General features: G+C 34.9%; 12 protein-coding genes. 4 read left to right on the top strand and 8 right to left on the bottom strand.

The genetic code is table 11. The features are described from left to right. Positions 1-90: 90 nt before the first annotated feature. Positions 91-1,077 carry an acyl-ACP desaturase gene (locus PHC28_RS00450; protein ID WP_300095369.1) on the bottom strand — a complete coding sequence of 329 codons (987 nt, stop codon included), beginning with the start codon at positions 1,075-1,077 and terminating at the stop codon, positions 91-93. An 85-nt stretch (positions 1,078-1,162) separates the two neighbouring features. Beyond that, the gene (locus tag PHC28_RS00445) at positions 1,163-1,897 is read right to left on the bottom strand and encodes a 1-acyl-sn-glycerol-3-phosphate acyltransferase (protein WP_300095364.1); all 735 of its coding nucleotides are present in this window, start codon (positions 1,895-1,897) and stop codon (positions 1,163-1,165) included. 126 nt (positions 1,898-2,023) lie between these two features. Between PHC28_RS00445 and rnpA the strand changes: the two genes are divergently transcribed. From rnpA to PHC28_RS00425, 4 genes are all read left to right on the top strand, one after another. Beyond that, positions 2,024-2,416 (top strand): ribonuclease P protein component, encoded by a 393-nt coding sequence (gene rnpA / locus PHC28_RS00440; RefSeq protein ID WP_300095361.1) that lies wholly within the window; start codon positions 2,024-2,026, stop codon positions 2,414-2,416. A gap of 63 nt (positions 2,417-2,479) precedes the next feature. Then, positions 2,480-3,313, top strand: a complete 834-nt coding sequence (locus PHC28_RS00435; RefSeq protein ID WP_300095356.1) for a DUF4349 domain-containing protein — start codon at positions 2,480-2,482, stop codon at positions 3,311-3,313. Positions 3,314-3,315: 2 nt separating this feature from the next. After that, positions 3,316-4,953, top strand: a complete 1,638-nt coding sequence (locus PHC28_RS00430) for a S41 family peptidase (protein WP_300095353.1) — start codon at positions 3,316-3,318, stop codon at positions 4,951-4,953. Then, on the top strand, positions 4,953-5,744 hold the full coding sequence (locus PHC28_RS00425) for an OmpA family protein (protein WP_300095350.1): 792 nt from the start codon (positions 4,953-4,955) through the stop codon (positions 5,742-5,744). Before PHC28_RS00430 ends, PHC28_RS00425 begins: the two co-directional genes overlap by 1 nt. On the opposite strand, the gene PHC28_RS00420 is transcribed toward PHC28_RS00425, so the two are convergent. The 6 genes from PHC28_RS00420 to PHC28_RS00395 form a co-directional block, all read right to left on the bottom strand. Further along, positions 5,745-6,191: a GNAT family N-acetyltransferase gene (locus PHC28_RS00420; protein ID WP_300095347.1), complete on the bottom strand. Its 447-nt coding sequence runs from the start codon at positions 6,189-6,191 to the stop codon at positions 5,745-5,747. Between the two features lie 10 nt (positions 6,192-6,201). After that, a complete protein-coding gene (locus PHC28_RS00415) occupies positions 6,202-7,176 on the bottom strand; it encodes a DUF4837 family protein (RefSeq protein WP_300095343.1) in 975 nt (324 codons plus the stop codon). Positions 7,177-7,224: 48 nt separating this feature from the next. After that, positions 7,225-9,261 carry a LysM peptidoglycan-binding domain-containing protein gene (locus PHC28_RS00410; protein ID WP_300095338.1) on the bottom strand — a complete coding sequence of 679 codons (2,037 nt, stop codon included), beginning with the start codon at positions 9,259-9,261 and terminating at the stop codon, positions 7,225-7,227. Between the two features lie 105 nt (positions 9,262-9,366). Then, on the bottom strand, positions 9,367-10,554 hold the full coding sequence (gene pgk / locus PHC28_RS00405) for a phosphoglycerate kinase (RefSeq protein WP_300095333.1): 1,188 nt from the start codon (positions 10,552-10,554) through the stop codon (positions 9,367-9,369). A 176-nt stretch (positions 10,555-10,730) separates the two neighbouring features. Then, positions 10,731-11,693, bottom strand: a complete 963-nt coding sequence (locus tag PHC28_RS00400; protein ID WP_300095327.1) for a type IX secretion system membrane protein PorP/SprF — start codon at positions 11,691-11,693, stop codon at positions 10,731-10,733. Between the two features lie 47 nt (positions 11,694-11,740). After that, positions 11,741-21,622: a T9SS type B sorting domain-containing protein gene (locus PHC28_RS00395; protein ID WP_300095322.1), complete on the bottom strand. Its 9,882-nt coding sequence runs from the start codon at positions 21,620-21,622 to the stop codon at positions 11,741-11,743. Positions 21,623-21,668 lie beyond the last annotated feature (46 nt).

The raw sequence follows: 21,668 nt of genomic DNA, 5'->3' as shown, positions 1-21,668 counted from the left end.
AGCAATTCAATATTTAAAAAAATCAATGGCAATTTCAAAAATTTGAAATGCTTCGCTAGTTCACTATCGCTCGAGTCTGCATTCCAAAATCTACAATCTCGCTGGCTCGACCCATTTAAAAATAAATGATTCTTCAGGTATAACCATTCTCTCTGAGATTCTTGACATTCTTGCCGGTAATTTCATCAAATAATCTCTAGCTTTTTCAGCTTCGTCTGTTAAACCTGAAATCTTGTCAATTTGCCATTTTTCGATTAATTTTTGCATAATATCAACATAATCACTTGCTGTGTAAACACCAATTCGCTGAGCTGAATCAGAAAAATGTTCGAAAGCAGAGCTAATTTTTTGACCAGATTCTCTCAAAAAATGTGCTGGCATTACAATTTTTTGCTTCATCATATATTGAAACGCAAGCATCATTTCGCTTGGATCAACTTTGAAAATTTGATTTACAAATTCGCTGTAGGCGTGATGATGGCGCATTTCGTCACCTGCAATCATTTTGCACATTTTGGATAATTTCTTGTCTCCGTAATTTTTTGCCAATTGCGAAACCCTGTTGTGGGAAATATAAGTAGCTAATTCTTGGAAACTAGTGTACACAAAGTTTTTATACGGATCTTTTCCTGTTCCAATGTCGAATCCATCATTGATAAGATGTTGAGTTGTCATTTCTATCTCGCGCATATTCACACGACCTGACAAATAAAGGTATTTATTGAGTAAATCTCCGTGACGATTTTCTTCTCCAGTCCATTGGCGAACCCATTTCGACCAACCATTTCTTTCAAGATTATCAACGCCTTCCACGTCAATTAACCAAGATTCATAAGTGGGTAAAGCTTCTTCGGTAATAGTGTCACCTACCATTGCAACCCAAAAATCATAAGGTAAATCTTTAGCTATTTCGCGTAATTCTTTCACCTCTTCAAAAAAAGTATCGCTTTCTGAATTAGGCAAAAAATCGGATGGTTGCCAAATTTTTTCCACTGGAATAAGAAATTGATCAACATAACTGCTGACATTTTTTTCTAATAGTTGCATTACTTCTAATCGAATATTTTTTATAGACATTTTTAATTTTTAATTTTAGATTTTAGATTTGTTTCGCCAGTTCGCTGACGCTCGGGTTAGATTTCTCCAAAACAACAAAATCTGTTTATATTTTTATTCCTTCAACCACTGATTTTTCAGCCTTTTTCGACAATTCTTCAAATAATAATTCTTTTACAGAAAATGGTTTATGAACGGTAAAGGTAAGATGATTTCCCAAACCAAGCGGAAAAAAACCAAATCTAACCATTTTCCACGAATTATTGATACTAATCGGAACAACATAAGCGGAGGGAGCATATTTACATAATATTTTCAAGCCGCTTTGTGCAAATTCTTTTGGAATGCCTGTTTTACTCCGAGTTCCTTCTGGAAAAATCACTGCCGAACGTTTGTGTTTTTCGATATATTCTGATAATCCTTTTATTGCAGGAATTGCCTGTTTGGGATCTTTTCTGTCAATTAGAACAGAACCTCCGTGACGCAAATTATAGGAAACGCTTGGAATTCCTTTACCCAATTCTATTTTACTTACAAATTTTGGATGAGAACGTCTCAAATACCAAATCATTGCAACAATATCATATAAACTTTGATGGTTTGAAACAAAAATAATTGGAACTCCTTTCGGAATTAATTCCCTATTTTCGAAAGTGTAAGTTGTCCCTAAAATATTGGTGCATCGCAATAAAAAAAAGTTCATATAATCAACGCTTTTTTTATGGGCTTGATAGCCAAAAACATTAAAGCAAACCCACTGAATTGGATGAAAAACAACCAACGTAAGTCCGAAGCACAAATAATAAATAACAGAAATAGGATACGAAATTAATTTTTGCATCTTAAAAATTTTAGCTGCAAAAATATAAAATATATTTTTAGTGGGATTTTAATACCAAACAATAATGCTATTTAGGGTTTAATTGTACCTTTGCCCACTAAAATCCTAGTTATTTTTTAAACAAAAATGAACTTCACTTATCCAAAAAACGAAAAGCTAAAAAGTAAAATTACCATAGATTTGCTTTTTTCCAAAGGTAAATCCGTGTCAAAATACCCTTTGAGACTGGTTTATGTGGAAAGTGATTATGGCATTCCCGAAGATTCAGACCAAAAACTAAAAATGGGAGTTTCAGTTTCAAAAAAATATTTCAAGAAGGCTGTAGATCGAAATTATTTCAAGCGTGTGCTTCGCGAGACCTACCGTTTGAACAAACATTTACTCGTTGACAATCTCGACAAGCCGTATGCTTTTATGTTCTTTTATCAAACCAAAGATTGTTTGACTTATGAAGAAATCAACACCAAAACGATTCAATTATTTGAAAAGTTTGTGCTTCAGATAAAAAAAGAAGAATAGCGACTGGATTTTTTATACGAATTTTCATTATTTTTACGTTTCATCATTCTAAATCAAATTATTATGAAAAAAGTCTTCTTGTTTTTGATGTTGATCTTGTCGTTTTCTAGTTGCAAAAAAGCAGAAGAAGCTGTTGCAAATGAACAAATAATGTCCATAAAACTTCCTCCGAAAGAAAAAGCGGCATCAAGTTCTCTCTATGATAAATTAGATTCTTCTGTGAAAGAAGACTCAAAAACTATCGAGCAAAAAATCATTAAAACGGGTAATATTCGATTTGAAACCAGCGACTTAGAAACCACTTTCAATCAAATTCAAACAGCTGTCAAAAAGCACAACGCTATTATTCAAAACGACATCGAAGGAAAGGATTATGAATCGGTTTTTAGAAAAATAATTGTTCGTGTGCCAAGCCGAAATTTCGATTTATTTTTAAATGATATTTCAAAAGGTGTTTCCTATTTTGATAATAAAGAAATTTCATCTCAAGACGTAACCGAAGAATACATTGACATAGACGCTAGATTAAAAGCCAAAAGAGTACTCGAATCTCGTTATCTCGAACTTCTGAAAAAGGCGAACAAAGTTAGCGAAATGTTGGAAATTGAAGCACAACTTTCTTCCATTCGTGAAGAAATTGAGGCGAAGGAAGGGCAATTACGCTATATGCAAAGCCAAGTTTCGATGAGCACAATTACTGTTGAATTTTATAAAACTGTCGCCGAAAAAAGTGGCGTTACGGTTTCTTTTGGAACAAAAATTTGGAATGCCATAACCTCTGGATTTAATGGGTTTTCAAGTTTCCTTATAGGATTATTAAGCATTTGGCCTTTCCTAATTATGTTAGCAGCAGTGGCCTATTTTATTAGAAAACGATTTAAGAAAAAAACAAAATAAAAATGACTTCCCCTTTCAAAAAAAAATACATAATTCCCATAGTAGCATCGGCGTTTTTGTTTATAGGTGTTAGTTTCAAAGATGACTTTTTTGAAATTGCCAAGCAGATAGAAATTTTCACAACACTTTTCAAGGAATTGAACAAAAACTATGTTGATGAGACCAATCCAGGAGATTTGATGGATAAAGCTATCAAAGGAATGCTGGCGAGTCTTGATCCCTACACGGTTTATTATAACGAGCAAGATGTTGTAAAATTTAAAATAAACAACACAGGCGAATATACCGGAATTGGTGCTACGATTACTCGAAAAGATGACAAATTAATCATCAAAGAACCTTATAAAAACTTTCCTGCCGACAAAGCTGGACTAAAAGCTGGTGACGAAATCATTCAAATTGGTGATGTTCTTTTGTCGGACTTTAAAGATGATGCTTCACAACTTTTTAGAGGAGCTAAAAACACCAAAATTGATGTCAAATTCATTCGTCAAGGAAAAACAAATACTGCTCAAATTATTCTTGACGAAGTTGCAATAAAGTCGGTGCCTTTTTTTGGAAAGATAGACGAGAAAACGGGTTATATCGTTTTGTCGCATTTCAACAACAAAGCATCGCTTGAAACCAAGGAAGCATTGGAACAATTAAAAAGAGAAGGAGCAGAAAGAATTGTTTTAGACTTAAGAGGAAATCCAGGCGGACTTTTGAACGAAGCGGTTACTATTTGTAATTTATTTGTTCCAAAAAACGAAACAATCGTTACCACAAAATCGAAAATAGAGAAACACAACAATACCTATAAAACTTCCAGAGAACCTATAGATACTGAAATTCCTTTAGTTATTCTTGTTAACGGAAGAAGCGCTTCGGCATCAGAAATTGTTTCTGGAGCTTTACAGGATTTAGATCGTGCAGTAATAATTGGCAGTCGAAGTTTTGGAAAAGGATTGGTGCAAAGACCCGTTGAACTAACTTATGGAACGCAGTTAAAAGTTACTATTTCTCGCTATTACACACCTTCGGGAAGATGTATTCAAGCTTTGGATTATGCTCATAAAGATAAAAACGGAGTCGCCACAAAAACCGAAGCTAAGAATTATAACGCTTTCAAAACCCGAAAAGGAAGAACGGTTTATGATGGCGGAGGAATTCAGCCAGACATCGAACTTGAAGAAACAAAAACAAGCCCAATAACGGAAGCCTTGCTAAAAAATGACGGGATTTTTAATTATGTAACCACTTATTATTATAAAAATCCAAATCTTGGCAACCAAATTCCAACTTTTTCCGATGCTGATTTTCAAGATTTTAAACACTATTTAAAAGCCCAGAAATTCTCTTTCGACACTGAAACAGAACTAGCTTTAAAAAATACTTTGGCCGTAGCCAAAAAAGAAAAAATAGACGAAAGCATCAACACAGAATACCAACAATTATTCACCTCACTTCAAAAAAGTGAAGACAATTTATTGGATAAAAATAAGCAAGAAATCAAAAATTTAATTGTTGACGAAATCATTAAACGCTATCAATATCAAGAAGGATTGTATCAATATTACCTGCAAAACAATTCCGAAATCAAAAAAGCAGTAAGTGTTTTAAATAATAACTCCGAGTATAAAAGCATCTTGAAAATGTGATGAGAAGAGGCTTTCAAATAGTACTTCTTTTGTTTTTCGGTCATCTTCTAGCTCAAGAAAATGCTGGACAATCCGTTTATTTTGATTTTGATAAATTTGCTTTGAATAAAACCCAAATTAATACAATTACTGACCTTATCAACTCTGCTGATTTTCCCCATTTTGAATCCATTCATCTTTATGGGTATTGTGATGATAGAGGAACTGAGGATTACAATGATAAATTATCCGAAAAAAGAGTTTCGACCGTTCAGAAAATTTTGATTTCTAATGGTGTTCCTCAAAATAAAATTTTTATTTGCGAAGGAAGAGGACGTGTGAATCTTGATAAAGACACGGTGAAAAATTTGCAAAAAAAACGTGATAAAAATAGGCGTGTCGACTTGATTTTTAATACGAAAACCATTTACACTTTCTTTCCGGGAAACCCAAAAGTAGGAGACCTCATCATTTTAAACAGGGTTTCGTTCGATATGGGCTCGAGCCTTCTTTCTTCAAAAGCAAAAAAAGAATTGGACAGAATTATTGTTTCATTGGAAAAACACAAGACACTACGCTTCGAAATTAAAGGCCATGTATGTTGCACTTCGAGTAAATATTCCGATGCAATTGACAGGGAAACCCAAGACAGAAATCTTTCTATAAACAGAGCTAAAAATGTGTTTTCATACCTTCGGTCAAAAGGAATAAGCCCCTACAGAATGACTTACAAAGGATATGGAAATCGTTTCCCACTTGGAAAAGAAGACGCTCAAGACAGACGGGTAGAACTTTTTATAACTAAATTATAATTACACTTTTTTCATTTCAATATGCGGAATATCATCTTCCAGATACATCTCGCTGGTTTGAACGAATCCGTGACTTTCGTAGAATTTTTGTAAATACAATTGTGCGCCAATGGTGATTTTACTTTCGCCAAAATGATTTTTAATTCCCGCAATTGCTTCTCTCATTAAGTCGTGACCCCATTTTCGATCACGATAATCTGCATCAACAACCACTCTCCCAATGGAGGAATTATCAAAAGAAATTCCTGCTTTGAAGAGTCTGGAATAAGCTACAATTTTGCCCGCGAAAGTGCCAAAAAGATGCAATGCTAATTTGTCTTTTCCATCTGGATCGAGATAAACACAGTTTTGTTCGACCACAAAAATGGTGCTTCTTAATTTTAGAATGTCATATAATTCGTGAGAAGTAAGGTCTTCAAAGGATTTTATTTGCCATTTTAATTCCATATACTATTTTTTATTTTAAGAGTTTAATTGATTTGATGATGGACTCTAATTCGAGCATTAAATCTCGTTCTTCTCTAGAAGGAGAGTAACAAAATCCCTCTAAAACTAGAATTCTGTTATGGTCTTCATCAACAATTGCATAATTTATGAATGGTCCTGCCATAAAATCGTTTTTTAATGCCCAAGTTCCCTTAGTTTCATAAGTTTCTTTTCCGTCTAATTTAGTTTTAGAAAAATAAGGTGCGTATCCTTCCTCAGTAATCATTCGTGTATCAGGTTCAGTTCCTCGAATATACAATTCCCCAATAGAATCGCGCATTTTGATAATATTGGAAATTAAATTTGAATCTTTTTTAATAGAATTAATTGGAACTTGATAAATTAAAAGACTGGTATTTCCGCTGACAATTTCTTTCTTTAACCAAAGAAAATTATCTTTCTTGAGCACATACAAATAACCAGAAGGTGCATTTAAAGAAATATGAAACGCATTAGTAATTGCATTCGTGTTAAGTGGTGATTGTTTAATAATTCTTTGATTTTCGGCGATTTCTGTTTCCTTAATGATTTGAATTATTTTGGAAAAATTCTTTTCAATAATTTTAAGAATTTCGGCACCAGTTTTTCCGGAAATATGAAATACATTTTGTGGAGATGCGTATTGATCTTTCTTTATTTCAAATTTGTTTTTATCTTCTTTTTTTACAACGATAATCGTCCGACTATCGGTCATAAATCCCTCCATAAGTTTGACGGGATATTGATTTATGGTGAAAAGAGGTTCTTCCTGTGGTAATCCAATAACTGGTGATGCAAACTTATTTCGAATGCTGTCGCCAATCTCGCCATTCCATAACTGGTCATCAATGATTACTGAAATAGTATTGATTTTGCCCGATGCTTTTCGTGGTAGATTGTCTTTTTTCTTGGCACAAGAAAAAAATACAATGGAAATGAGAAGAAATAAAAAATGGGTTTTATTCATTATAGTTCAATTATGAAATAAAACCCAAATTTATAGAAGATTATTGTATTATCCGTTTATTTTTAACTTCATTCCGGGTTTCAATTCTCCTTCGCGAATATCGTTCCATTTTTTAATGTCGGAAATGCTTACGCCAGGATATTTTTTAGCAATGCTGTATAATGAATCCCCTTTTTTTACATAATAATCTGTAGCATTCTTTTTTGAAACAGATGCTAAACTTTCTTTTTTCTTGAAAGTTTTTTCGGCAGTTTTACTTGCAATTGGGATTTCATTTTTGGCAACTATCAAGGTGCTTCCTAGAGAGATATTTGGATTTTGTAAATTATTCCATAATTTAATATCATCAATAGATGACCCAAATTTTTTGGAAATATTCCCTAAATTATCTCCTTTTTTAACCACGTATTCTACGTTTTCAAACTTGGAGGTTGGAGCAATTTCTTGAGATTCTGTATCAATATTAGCCACTTGCAACGATGCTCCTAATTTAATATTTGCATCCGAAAGATTATTCCATTGCTTGATTTCATCAACAGTAACATTCAATTTTTTAGCAATATTTCCTAAATTATCGCCTTTTTGAACAACGTAATAAGTTGAATTAGTTGACAAGGTATCGATTTTAATAGATTTCTTGGCTAATTCAGCTTTTGCTGTTTTAGCTTCTGTTGAAGCAAGTTTTTGATTGTCTGGCGCAATTTCCAATGGAATTTTATTCGTCTTAGGTTCTTTCTTTATAGTTCTAACTACGCTTTCGCTTGCAATGATTTTTAGGCTCTTCCCATAAGAAATAGTATTCCCTTTTAGCTTGTTCCATTTTTTCAAATCTACCAAACTGACATCATATTTATCAGCAATTCCTCCAAGATTATCTCCACGTCGTACCGTATAATATTTGGTTTTTGGAACCGTTACCCTTTGAGTAGTATAATTAATTGTATCATTTATAGCAATTGCTTTGGTAACCTGAAATGGTTTTTCGCGAAGATCCATTTCGTGTTGTACATAGGCATAAATTCGATCTTCATTTGAAGTAAAAATGGCGATTTTATCTTTTGGCAACCTTAAAAAATGATTTTGATTTTCATAAAACGGAACCTCGTTCATTTTATAAGATGGATTCAATAATTGCAATTGTGCAACAGGAACATCTATCAAATCAGAAATTTGTTTAAACGACATTTGTTTTTTAATCATTATAGTATCCGTAGCAAAATGATTTACGATAGCTCTTTCAGGATGTATTCCGTGTTCGTTATGATATTCGAAAATATACATTGTAGCAAGAAAAGCAGGGACGTAACTTTGAGTTTCTTTTGGAAGAAATTTTTTGATATTCCAGAAATTTTGTTGGCCTCCTGAACGTCGAATTGCTTTGGTAACATTTCCTGGTCCTGAATTATACGATGCCAAAACTAATTCCCAGTCGCCAAAAATGGCATACATATTAGCCATATATTGCGCTGCTGCTTCACTAGCTTTTAAAGGATCGCTTCTATCATCAACATACGAATCAATATTTAGATTATAAAGTTTCCCTGTTTGATACATAAACTGCCAGAGTCCTGTAGCACCCACTCTGGAAACTGCTTTTGGATTTAATGCTGATTCTACAACTGCTAAATATTTTATCTCCAATGGCACGTTTTTCTTAGCTAAAGCCTCTTCAAACATTGGAAAATAATACTCAGAAATACCCATTAATCGTTCAAAAGATTTTTTCCTATTCTTTAAAAATGATTTGATTATGTTTTCAAGTCCTTGATTGTATTCGATATGAAATGGCGATTTTGCATCCATTGCTTTCAGTCTTGCTTTCAGCAAATCTGTTGACAATTCGTAGTCAACTTTTTCGTCAACATTAATAGTCTTGATGTCACCTGATAAATCATTGTATAAATCTAGATTTGTCAATTCATTCAACCATAAACTGTCCACACGAGCGGCTACATCATATTTCGTAAATGAATTTTTAACGGAATCTAAATAGGATAATCGCGTTTCTTTTGTTGCAACTTGCTGTGAAAACAACTGAGCAGACAGCAATAGAAAAATCGATAAAATGGTGTTTTTTTTAATCATAATTTTTAATCAATAGGCTATATTCTAAACGATTATATAACTGTTATTTACAAACTTAATAGGTTACAACTAAAGTTTTGTTTAAATATTGTTAAAAAGATATTATTATTCTAAAATAGCAGCAATTCCAGGTAATATTCTACCTTCAAGCATTTCGAGCATTGCTCCTCCACCTGTCGATACATAACTCACTTTGTCTTCAAAACCAAATTGTTTTACCGCAGCAACAGAGTCTCCTCCGCCAACAAGCGAAAATGCTCCATTTGCAGTTGCTTCAGCAATAAAATTACCTAATTGAATAGTTCCGTTAGCAAAACTTTCCATTTCGAAAACGCCTAATGGTCCGTTCCAAAGAATAGTTTTTGATTCTAAAATAACTTTTTTGAAGTTCTCTAAAGATTTTGGTCCTGCATCTAATCCTTGCCATCTATCAGGAATTTCACGAACATCAACAATTTGAGTATTGGCATCATTTGAAAAATCATCTGCAGCAACAACGTCAACAGGAATGTGAATTTGAACTCCTTTTTCTTTGGCTAATCTTAAAATTTCTAACGCTAATTCTTGTTTGTCGTCTTCACAAATAGATTCGCCTATTTTACCGCCTAGCGCTTTCACGAAAGTAAAAGTCATTCCACCACCAATAATCATATGATCAACTTTGTCTAAAATGTTTTCGATTACAGTAATTTTAGAAGACACTTTCGATCCGCCAAGAACTGCAGTAACTGGTTTTTCAGAATCTTTTAAAACCTTGTTTAAGCTTTCAATTTCTTTTGCCAATAATAATCCGAAACATTTTTTATTTGGGAAAAACTGTGCAATTATTGTTGTCGAAGCATGTGCTCTATGTGCTGTTCCAAAAGCATCGTTTACATAAATGTCACCCAATGATGCTAATTCTTTTGCAAAAGCAACATCACCAGCCTCTTCTTCGGCGTGAAAACGTAAATTTTCTAACAACAAAACCTGTCCTGGTTGCAATCTCTCTGATGCTTTTTGAGCCTCTTCTCCCACACAATTTGGCGAAAAAAGAACAGTTACACCAAGAATTTCAGAGGTTTTTTTAATTATATGTCCCAATGAATATTTTCTATCTACACCTTTTGGTCTTCCAAGATGTGACATCAAAATCACACTTCCGCCATCAGCTAGAATTTTGTCTATTGTTGGTTTAGCGGCCTCAATACGAGTGGCATCGGTCACATTAAAATTTTCGTCTAAAGGCACATTAAAATCAACACGAATTATGGCTTTTTTGTTTTTGAAATCGAAATCGTTTATAGTTTTCATTGAAAGTTTTTTTTAGTTTTTTTGATAGAAAAGCAAATATAAGATTTTTATTGTATCGAAAAATTCAAAAACAGCAAAACAAAATACGTTTCAGTATCGAAAACGTTGTAATTTTAGAAATAAAACTATTTTTAATAAAAAACAATTTAGTCAACTTATCAAATATAAATACATCTTTAATCGTGAACTGGGCTTTGTGTACAAGGACAGTTGCTAATATGCGCAAGAAAATCAAATCCTATTGTAATAATATGAGTGCCAGAATTATAGGAAATTAATTCATTAAGTGTTTGCTGATAAGAATAGCCAAAATAAAACCCATTTTTTTTGAATCCTGCCATAGGTCCTATGGTTAATGGCTGAAGGATTTGATCATTCAAAAAACGATAAGTAATTCCTGCCCAGTAATAATCATCGTTATTGTTGAATTTTCTGTATTTAATATTAACATCAGTGCTTGAACGCTTATCACTTACAAAATATTGATAAAATACAGACGGCTCTATCTCTGACCAATTTTGCGTTTTAATTACATACCCTGAATATATTTGATAATTGCGAAGTAAATTAGGTTCAATCTTAATTCCTGAAAACTTGTCGATGTTTTTATCTAAAATATTACTTAAGTTAAAACTAAAATAAAACTCTTTATTTCTGTATAATAAACCCACATCAAAGTTTTTATTGGATGTAAATCTATCGTCTGTAATACTTGGATCAAAATTAATTGGAGAAAATTGTCCTATGTCGATTTTAAAATTATTTACATTAAAAGACATTCCAAAAGACAAATATTGCTTGGAATAATAATCTAAAATGATGTGATGAGCAAAGGAAAATTTGGCTCCTGATTGGCTAGTATATCCATTTTTGTCATTGTAGAAAGATACCCCAACCCCAGATTGATCTGCTATTCTAAAATCTGCATAAATGGCTTGGTTTTGAGGAGCTTCTTTTACTCCAACCCACTGTTTCATTCCATTAGCTCTTATTCTAAAATTATCGCCAATACCTGCAAAAGTTGGAGATATCACAAAAGGGTTATCAGCCAAGTATTGAGTGGCAACTGGTATATTTAATTCTTGACAGTAACTTGAGGTTATTGCTAAGAGTAGAAATGATAGGATTATATTTTTCATTTAAATAATTTTAATTTGAGTCAACAGCGTTTTTACTTTTTAATAATTTATCTGTAAAGAGTAAAATGACCCATAAATTCTCTTCCGTCTTGGTCATTATTCAATTTTAACACATACCAATAGTCCCCCGAAGGCAATTCTAGACCATTGTATTTCCCGTCCCAAAATTGTCCTTCTCTGTAGGTTCCTACTTTACGTCCATAGCGATCAAAAATATGATATATTAAGTCTGGGTAATTCCTCGTGTTTGTTGGTCCCCAAGTATCATTATTGCCATCATTGTTAGGCGTAAATACATTTGGAATTTCAATATCGATGAATGTGAACGGCTTAGTATCCGTTGCGGTACACCCTTCGCTATCTACAACTTCAACAGTGTAAACACCTGTTTTATAATAAATATAAGTGTTGCTAGTTCCTGTGGATTCCCCATTAAACGTATAATGATAAATCCCTGAACCTCCTGTGGTTGTTGCAACTATCTCATTCAATCCACCATTAATCAAAATAACCGCCAAAGGATTTATTTGAAGAATAGTGAAATTTTGGGTTTGCTGAATACAGCCATTTGTATGTCTTGCACTTATAAAATGGGTTCCAGCTGAGACATTGGTAAACACATTGCTAGCTTGATAAGGAGGAATTCCATCTAATGCATAATCGACATCGGCAGGATTGGTTATGCTGGCATCAACGGTTACTGTAACAGTATTGCTTGGAGCGTTGTTTACACAACTATAATCAACAATGGCTTGTGGATCTAATTTTACTGATGCTGGTAAAGAAATCGGTAACTCAGCATTACATAAATTTGCGTCACGGATATAAACCTTATGGTCTCCTCCGCCTAATCCTGTAAAATCAAACTGTGTTTGAGTTGGAGTTCCAGTTGTATAAACACCTGCTGGGTTATCTAAACTTACACTATAAGGAAGTGTTCCTCCTGAAATATCAATGCTAAACTCGCCATCATTGTCTCCTTTACAAATTTCTGGAATTAGAGAACCTGAAACCATAGTGACCGCTACTGGTGTTGGTTCGCTTATATCAAAATTAATAGGTGCAATACATCCGTTTTCATCTTGCACAATTACATCATAATTGCCTGGAGCAAGATTATCAAATGTACTTGTTGTGAAAAATTGATTTCTTTGAGGAGAAATAGCATATCTAATAATTCCAGTTCCGCCAGAAGCATTAATTACAATTTTTCCGTTGTTGGCTCCGTTGCAACTTACATCTGTTAGTGTATATGTTGCAGTTATCGGTGTTGTGGGTTCGCTTATTGTAAAGACTGTGGAGTCTAAACTACAATCACCACTCATCACTCTTACAATATATGTTCCTGCAATTAATCCTGTAAAATTTGCAGTAACTGTTGGTCCTTGTGATGGCTCTGTAGCAATTGGAACACCAACTCCGTTGAGTAGTGTATAAACATAATTACCCAAAGCACCTTGCGCAGAAACATTTATAACCCCTGTACTTTCTCCTGTACAGTTTATGGTTAAATTTGTTTCTGTGTTTGTAGTTAATGATAAAGGCGTTAAAGGATCAATATTAATATCATTCGAAACAAAGCTCATGCAACCGTTATTGTCTTTAACATAATAATGATAGGTTCCTACTGGCACTGCAAATGTTATTGACGGATTAAATGTTCCTGCTGAATAACTAATTCCGTCTGCGCTATAAGTGTAGGGAGGTGTTCCTCCGCTTGCTGTCAAAGTCAGTGTTGTTTGATTAAAACAAGATTGATTGGTTGCAACTTTTAAATCTACTGTTATAATTGATGGTTCCCCAATAACAATATTTACAGATGTATAAATACAATTATAACCATCTTGTACGGTTACGTTATACGTTCCTGCTCCTAACCCATCAAAAATAGGAGTGCTTTGTGGTCCTGAACTTGAAGGCGTTGGCAAAATGGTGTTCAATGTATAAGTATAATTGCTTCCTTGTCCGCCTGTTACATTTGTAATATTTATGCTGGCGTTTTTATCTCCATTACAAGCAACAGTTCCTACACTTGGAGTTACAGTTGCATTTATAGGATTTGGAGTTGTTAATGTTACAAATTTTGTTTGTGTACATCCTTTTGTGTCTTTTACATTTATGGTATAAGTTCCTGCTACCAAATCAATAAAAGTACTATTGGAAGAATACACTTGACTTATCGGGCCTATTAACTGATATTCAAGTATTCCCCAACCGCCAGTTGCGATTGCAGTAATTGTTCCTTTGTTGTTATCACAAGTTACATTTGATGTTTCGGAAGCCGAGAGTGTTAATGGTGCTATTGGCGATTCAATAATAACTAAATTTGAAGTTTTTACACAAAATGGACTTACAGTTTCAGTAACTTCTACGGTATAATTACCAGAAGGTAATCCTGTTATAGGAAGCGGATTTGTACTCGTATTTCCTATTCCTGATGTTTGGAGAATTACTCCGTTGAACACATTGTATGAATAAGCTCCAGAATATCCTGTAACATTTATTTCAATTGTGCCATTTGCATCTCCAAAACAAATTACATCCGATGTTGTTGTTGCCACAACATCTATTGTATTATAGGGCAAAACGGTGTAGGGCAACGTTTCTATATGACAGCCTGTTGTCAAGTCATTTACCTGAAAATAATAATCGCCAGGAGTTGAAATGCTAAACGTGTTTGATGGCTGTGGAATTCCGCTTGGCAACAATTGATAGTTAAAATTTCCTGATCCACCTGTTACTGATATTGAAACTGATCCCGTGTTGTTACAATCAATAGGTGTAGCTATAGCCACGGTTGCGGACGTTAGTTTTGGCAAAGGATTAATAATTACAGTGTTGGTTGCAATACATCCATTATCATCTTGAACATAAACCGTAATGTTTTGAATTGCGCCAGTATCAGTAATATCAAAGATATTGGTTGTAAAATAACTGCTGCCGTCAATACTATATTTATAAGGTGACGTGCCTCCACTTTCTGTAATCGTAAGTGTGGATGTGTTCACAGAATTATCCGATGCACATCCAAATGATGTTGCAGAACCGTTGGCCGTTAATGGACTTGGTTCCGTAATAGTTTCTGGTTGTGTTAAACTACAGCCTCTACCCGAAGTTACTTTTATAGTATAAGTTCCCGCCGTTAATCCTGCAAAAATATTGGATGATTGTGGTGCAAAAATAATTGGTGAAGGCGCAATAGTTTCATACAAATAATTTGGATTGTCATTTGATACAGGCAAAATTACTGTTATCGAACCATTTGCACCACCATTACAACTCACAGGACTTGGTGCTGTTGTAAAAGTTACTGCTGTTGGCAATACAAGCGAGATAGGCATACTTTTGGAACATAATGTATTCGTATCCACAACTTCCACTTGATAACTTCCTGTCGGTTGCGCCGGAAAAACGGGACTTGGTTGTGCAGGTACTAATGGTATAGTTCCTGTGCTGTCAAATAAACTATACGTATAAGCACCTGAACCTCCTGCTGCAATGGCAGTTATGGTTCCATCGTTATTAAGACAGGTAGGCAATGTTGTAAAACTTGCCGAAAGAATTAATTCAGGATAAATAGTATTTGACACTGTGTTGCCACAACCATTTGCGTCTTTTATTTGAACTGTATGCAATCCGGGAGACAAATTGGTTATCGTAAACGGAAATGTTTTTGTTACAGGCACTGCACCATCTATGATTACAGTATAAGGAGCAATTCCTACAGTTGTCAAAACGACGTCTATACTAAAATTACTTCCTGTTGCTGTACATTGATTGGTTACTGTTGCTGTTATTACTGGAGTAGGATCTAATCCTACTATTACAGGAAAAGATGCAATACAATTATTGGCATCTTTTACATAAGCCACATAATTTCCAGATTCAGTATTAAGTGTATTGTTTGTTGCGCTCCAACCTGTCGAAACTGCTGTGGGCGCAGGACTAGTGGCAAGTAAAATTTGATAGGTTAGCGGAGCTGTTCCTCCTTGCCCAGTTGCTGAAATTATACCAGCATTTAGATTACAATTATCTTTTTTAATTTCTGAAGCTGTGATGCTTAATAAAGTTGCCGATTCAGTAATTGTAAATGCTGAAGATGCTTTAGTACATCCAGCATTTGCACCATCGTTTTCTGTAAATAAGATGTAATAAGTACCTGGTGCCAAAGGACCTTCATTAGAAACTGATGTTGGCAAGCCCGTCAATCCAGGTATTGTTCCTGAAACTGATGGCACGACAGCGGTGTTTGTAAGTGAATTATAGATGGTATAACTTACAGAGGTAGCATTATAATTACCAAACGTAAATGACACATTCCCGTCTGCATTTCCTTTACAAGTTACATTTTTTGGAGTTACCGTACTTGTTAAATTTGAAAGAGATAAAACTGGAGTATCGGCAGTTTTGAAATAATAACATTGCGTAGTTTCATCATAAACAACAAACGAATAAGTAACTCCAGGAGTTAGCCCAGTAAATGTTGATTGTAGAAGAAATCCAGCATCGGCAGGTTGATATGCAGGATCTGGAAAGGGCGGATATGGAGATTGATATATAGCAAAATGATATGGTCCACCAGTAAATGTCGCAGCAACTTCTACAATTATAGTTCCCCCAGCGGCACAAGTTGAAGGCAGTATCGAAGCGTTAATTGTTAAATCACTAGGTGGAGACGACATCACTATATTTTGTTTTTTTACAGAACAATTATTCGAATCGACAACATCTAATTCATAAATCCCAAAATTCAAGACAGTAAAACTATAATCTGCTCCCGTGGCATCAACATAAGTTTGAGTAGGGTCTCCAACATTATTGGTTAGGATGTATGTATATGGAGCGATTCCTCCTGTTAATCCAGTTACAGAAATCGACCCAAAAGTAGTTCCTGAGCCAGTGCAAGTTATAGGGAGCAAAACTTCGGTAAATGCGATAGGGACAGGCTGACTAATTGCAATTGGTTTAGAATTTGTACACGAATTGGCATCAGTAACTGTAATTGTATAATTTCCAGCTGGTAAACTAGAAGTCTGTGTGCCATAATTCGTGCTTGTAGTGTTGTTAAATACATTTATCACAAATGGACCAACTCCTTTTGTGGTATCAATATTCACGTTTATCGTGGCAGTTGCATCACCTCCACATAGTATTTGTTGTGTTTGTATTACAGAATTTATAACTGGATTTACTATTGGGTCAACTGTAATAGTGTTGGATTGTGCCACACAACCCTTACTGTCTGTTATTTGAAACTGAAATGTCCCAGCTATTGCGGTTGGAAACGTAAATGGTGTTGAAGTTGCAGTTCCCGGACCAGCTGGATAACCTCCGGCATTACTATTCACTTTGTAGGTGTAAGGAGGATAACCTCCTGCAATGGTATTTGTTATTACAGCATTTGGAGAAACTGTGCAATCTATTCCTTTGGTAAGAACACTACTTATTGTAAGTTGTGAAGCTATCGTTTGCATTGGCAAAGTTAGCTCGCAACCTGCCGCATCTTTTACTTTTATCGTATAAGAACCAGGTGTTAAATTTGCGAATATGTTATTGGTATCAAATAGTCCTCCATTAATATTATAGGTTAAAGGAGCAACACCGCCGCTTGCTGTAATAATTATTGTAGCGGCATTTGTCCCATCATAACAAAAATCAGATGCGGCAGAAATACTACTAGTAAGTGTTGCTGGTGCCACTAATGTAAAAGTGTCACTAACTGTACAACCATTCGAGTCTTTTACAGTTATTGTATAAAGTCCTACTGTACTCAAATTTGTAAATGAATTGCTCAATTGTGGTCCAATTACTGGTCCTGATGGAGGAGTAAGGGTATAAGAATAACTTCCCCAACCTCCAGATGCGTTTATAACAACACTTCCATTATTAGTACACGATATTGGAGTTACAGTTTTAGTAATTGCCAAAGCAGATGGTGGTGCAACAACCGTAATTGTTGCTGTATCAGTACACGTTGTCTGGTTGCTTTTAACAATAATAACATAGGCTCCAGTAGCAAGATTTGTCAAGTTTATTATTCCAGATCCTGGACCTGCAATAGATGCGCCTCCATTAATGGTGTAAGTATAACCCGTTGTTCCCGGATTGGTAACAGTAAATCTTATATTCCCAGAATTTGTGCCAAAGCAGACAATATTATTTAGCAAAGTACCAACAACTTTTATTGGTGGTATTACGGGAATAGTAAAGCTTTTTTGGAATGTACATCCTTTGGAATCAATTACCTGAAAAGTATAAGTTCCTGGAGGCAATCCACTAAAATTTTTAGAATTTTGATATAGTGTTGGCAGCGAACCTAAAAAGGCTGGTGGAGCAGCAACAATTTGATATTGAAAAGGGCTAACGCCTCCAGTGACATTGTTGATTGTTACAGTTGTTGTGTTTGCTGGGCAAGTTAATGCTGTGGCTGAAAATGTTAGATTTGTAGGTGGGTTTAATGGTGTAATTGTTTTTGAGAATGTTTTGGAACAACCATTGGCATCTTTAATCGTGATAGTATAATTACCATTAACAAGTCCTGTAAAAGTAGTGGTGGTTGATGCCGTTGGTGCTTGACAAGTTCCTCCAATACAATAAGTGTATGGTGCAGTTCCTCCCGAAACGCCAGTAACCGTAATAACTCCCAATCCAGGATTTGTGCTGCTGCCTGTTGCACTATTACAAGTATAGTCGGTTGTTAGTGTTACAGTGGCGGTAATTGGATTAGGATTGTTTATTGTAATAGGATTTGTTATGGTACAAGCCGCTGTTCCGGTAACATATTTAATCATAACGGTATAATTTCCCGCCGGAAGATTATTAAACACATTAGAATTTAACCAAGTTGTTCCTCCGTCTATGCTATATTGAATGGCATTTCCGTTGGCATTAGTTACATTTATGGTAATGGTACCTGTGCTTGTTCCTGAACAAAGCGCATCTGTCTTAATAATATTATAGGACGGAGCTACTGTGGATACAACAGTTATAGGAGGTAAGGTAAATGTACAATTGTTTTTATCTACCACAACTATATTATAAGTACCTCCTGGAGCAGGAACAGAAATAACATTGCTACCACATTGTGGCACTGAATTACCATTTATAAAATAACAATAAGGCGGTGTGCCTCCAACTGGATATATGGTAATTTCGCCATTTGAACATGGAGTCAGCGGTTTTGTAAGTGCTAAAGTTGCCGTTAATAAAGGAGTTGGAGTAATCGTCACTGTTTTTGTATTGCTGCAACCATCTTGAGTATTTATAGTTACAGTATAAGTGCCTGGATTTAAGTTTGGAAACTCATAGTTGTCTTGTGCAATTGGTCCCACACATTGAATTAAATTTGCTGGTAAAGCAGCATTCCCAGAATATAAACAAAAAGTATATTGGGGCTGTGCATCAAATGCTGCTACTTTAATACTTCCTTTATCTCCAAAACACAATGGACTAATTGGAGTAACAGTTGTAGTAAATACATGAGCTCTAATTACTATTGGAAAAACATCAAACAAGCACGCATTGTCTCCCGCGCCTAATTGTTGTATATAAACGTGATGTGTACCTGCGCTTACAGGTGTAAAAACTGGGCTAACCTGATATGGCCCTGCGGGATTATCTAAACTATATATATAATCAAAGGGAACATTAGTTATTGTTATTTTTCCTGGTGTGGTACAAATAATATCTTGAACGGTAAATTTTGGATCTAAAGGATTTTTAAACACATTGAAATAAAATCTTTTAAAACAACCTCCTGCATAATTTAGTATAACTCTATATTGACCTTCGTCAATTGCATCAAAATCAGGGCTTGTCCCTACTTGATTCCAAGTACAAGTTGCGTTTTCGTTGGCACAACTTTGCAACGCAATTGGAGGGCAGCTTGTTGGATCCAGTTTTTGCCAAATAACACTAAGCGCTCCAGTATTTGTTTGTATCAATCTGTGATCGTTTAGCCCACATAAAAAGATAAGTGGTAATTTTTTTCCATCATTAGGACAAATAGGAATTTGATCGGCATAAGGAATGACTGGATTTGTTAAGCCTGAATTAAAATCGACAACTGTAATTACCTCATCAATAGTTGATATACAAGGAATAGTCGCCGTATCACGCACATAATAAGTTCCTAAACTTGTTACGGTAAGGGTTTGATTAGTTCCAATTACTGGTATGCCTGTTGGGCTAGTTGACCAAGAATAAGAATCATAACCAGAAGCAGCTGTTAGCTCAACGCTTGCGCTACAAAGTACCGCTGAACTAGGATAAATACAACCAGATACATTAGCCAAAAAATTAGTAGCCGTTGGTGTAGATAATGCGCACGAAGAGAAGAAAGATAAACTTGGATCATCTGTAATTTGAGTTGTATTTATAACCCCTTTATAGGAAGCAAAAGCTTGATTTTTTATTTCTTTTGAACAAGCTGTTTTAAAGACATTACAATCTATAGGAACACTTACCCTAATCCTGATTTCACTACGAGAATCTCCTTTTTCTACCAAATTATTTGGAACCGTAAATAGCAATGTTCTTGTTCCTGCATTATAAGTATAGGTTGCTCCTGATGGTAGAGTCAGCCCCGTTGCTGGATTAAAAACAACGTTTACAGGAAGAATGTCTTTTATAGTAAATGAAGTTGCGCTATCATTTCCAACGTTTTGAAAACCTATAACATATTCTATAGTATCTCCCAGATTAACTGTTGCACCACCAATGTTGTTTCCTAATAGATCTTGTACAACTTTTGTGAGAATAATTTTGGGTTCAATTATATCAACTGCAAATGAAGTCAAAAACACACTGTATGCGTCACTACCGTTTGTGGTGGTTGTAGTAAATTGTAATTGAGCTCCAGTTTCACCATTAGGAATGATACTATTTGATGGGTTAGGTGGAGTAACTAAATCTAAGTCAAAACCTAATGTGTTAGTGCTTGCTGGATTTCGACTAAGTACTTGTGTATCGTTGTTGGTAATTGTTGAGTTAAAAAAATCGGCCGAAAGTGGTGCTAAAATTGTTCCCGGCGGATTTAATGCTCCACCAACAGGCGTAAAGCTTGCCACTGAATTTGCCTTGATTAAAAATTGATCTCCAAGTATTGTTCTATCGCCTTCTAATGCGGCAACTCCCATAGAGAAATTTACTGGCCCTGACGGAATAGTTTGAAAACCATTAATTGTAACATTTACCGAAGGAGCATTTACACGATGTATCCCTGCAAATCCGTCAAATGTTGATATGAATTTACTTGGTAATGTTGGATCTTCATAAATAACTACTAATGACCAACCCGCTGAAATTCCATTAACACGTTGCCCTTTTGCAGAGCGCACATTGGCAACCACATACTGACCGTCTGCATCTGGTAATCCTTGCAAAAGACTGGTTACATCCTTATAACACACATAAGGAGAATCTGGAAAATTAATAAACGGATCGATATTAAAACCGTCGAAAATAGTATTGTCGGCCGTGATGGGAAGATATGCACCTCCAGGTAATTTGAATTTTATGGTGTTGAAATCTGTAATTCTTGGTGTTCCTGCGATATTAGAAGCGGCATCTGTACTTCTTTCATAAGGATATGTTGCAGACCAATACAATCCTGCATATACTATCCGTTTGCAAGCTGTGCCAATATTTAAATCAGCGCTACTGGAACTAAATGTCGAGGCATCACTATCAATATCAATATACTCCATATTCAAGCCGTTATTATCAGAATTGATAACATAAGGCGTATTTGCAGGAGATCCCATAGGTCCAGTATTGACAATACTATTACCTACTAGTTTAATGTCACCTTTTACTTTGATGCTTCCACCTGGTAATCTTGGCGAAAAGGGAACTTTAACTTGAGCATTGCCATAATAAACACTTAGAAAAATTAAAGTAATATATAGGATGTAGTTTTTTAATTTCATACGATTCTTTATTAATGTTGTTTTGAGAGAGGCATCTCAAAATAGA

Source organism: Flavobacterium sp. (genome assembly GCF_028712645.1).
GTDB lineage: Bacteria > Bacteroidota > Bacteroidia > Flavobacteriales > Flavobacteriaceae > Flavobacterium.
This window is presented reverse-complemented; position numbering and strand designations above follow the sequence as displayed.

Excerpts from the sequence above, each read along its gene's own strand:
- PHC28_RS00450 (WP_300095369.1), bottom strand. The coding sequence starts at position 1,077 with ATGTCTATAAAAAATATTCGATTAGAAGTAATGCAACTATTAGAAAAA.
- PHC28_RS00445 (WP_300095364.1), bottom strand. The coding sequence starts at position 1,897 with ATGCAAAAATTAATTTCGTATCCTATTTCTGTTATTTATTATTTGTGC.
- rnpA (WP_300095361.1), top strand. The coding sequence starts at position 2,024 with ATGAACTTCACTTATCCAAAAAACGAAAAGCTAAAAAGTAAAATTACC.
- PHC28_RS00435 (WP_300095356.1), top strand. The coding sequence starts at position 2,480 with ATGAAAAAAGTCTTCTTGTTTTTGATGTTGATCTTGTCGTTTTCTAGT.
- PHC28_RS00430 (WP_300095353.1), top strand. The coding sequence starts at position 3,316 with ATGACTTCCCCTTTCAAAAAAAAATACATAATTCCCATAGTAGCATCG.
- PHC28_RS00425 (WP_300095350.1), top strand. The coding sequence starts at position 4,953 with ATGAGAAGAGGCTTTCAAATAGTACTTCTTTTGTTTTTCGGTCATCTT.
- PHC28_RS00420 (WP_300095347.1), bottom strand. The coding sequence starts at position 6,191 with ATGGAATTAAAATGGCAAATAAAATCCTTTGAAGACCTTACTTCTCAC.
- PHC28_RS00415 (WP_300095343.1), bottom strand. The coding sequence starts at position 7,176 with ATGAATAAAACCCATTTTTTATTTCTTCTCATTTCCATTGTATTTTTT.
- PHC28_RS00410 (WP_300095338.1), bottom strand. The coding sequence starts at position 9,261 with ATGATTAAAAAAAACACCATTTTATCGATTTTTCTATTGCTGTCTGCT.
- pgk (WP_300095333.1), bottom strand. The coding sequence starts at position 10,554 with ATGAAAACTATAAACGATTTCGATTTCAAAAACAAAAAAGCCATAATT.
- PHC28_RS00400 (WP_300095327.1), bottom strand. The coding sequence starts at position 11,693 with ATGAAAAATATAATCCTATCATTTCTACTCTTAGCAATAACCTCAAGT.
- PHC28_RS00395 (WP_300095322.1), bottom strand. The coding sequence starts at position 21,622 with ATGAAATTAAAAAACTACATCCTATATATTACTTTAATTTTTCTAAGT.